1 protein-coding gene is annotated in these 516 nt (G+C 41.3%); it reads left to right on the forward strand.

What is annotated here, in order from left to right:
- Positions 1-37 precede the first annotated feature (37 nt).
- Positions 38-516, forward strand: a 479-nt coding sequence (locus R7Z50_RS31110; RefSeq protein WP_318150229.1) for a polysaccharide deacetylase family protein, incomplete at its 3' end; no start/stop codon positions are given.

The raw sequence follows: 516 nt of genomic DNA on the forward strand, positions 1-516 counted from the left end.
TGACAACGTCATTATTAATTTCGAAAAGGAATCGAAAATGAAATTAAATAAACTGGCTATTGCAACGCTTGTAAGTGCCGCTCTATCTCAATATGCATTTGCCCAAACTGACACCAAAGGAACCATTTATCTGACGTTTGATGATGGCCCAATCAACGCCTCAATTGACGTCATTAATGTGCTAAATCAAGAAGAAGTAAAAGCGACGTTTTACTTTAATGCGTGGCACCTAGATGGTATTGGTGATGAAAACGAAGACAGAGCGTTAGAGGCACTAAAACTGGCGTTGGATAGCGGCCACATCGTCGCAAACCACAGTTATGACCATATGGTTCACAACTGTGTTGAAGAATTTGGCCCAAACAGTGCGGCAGAATGTAATGCAACGGGTGATCACCAGATCAACTCTTATCAAGATCCTGCCTACGATGCCTCGATGTTTGCAGAAAACTTGTCAGTACTAGAAAAATATTTGCCGAACATTACGAGCTACCCAAACTATAAAGCGAATGAGTT

Source organism: Vibrio sp. 1249-1, assembly GCF_033340495.1.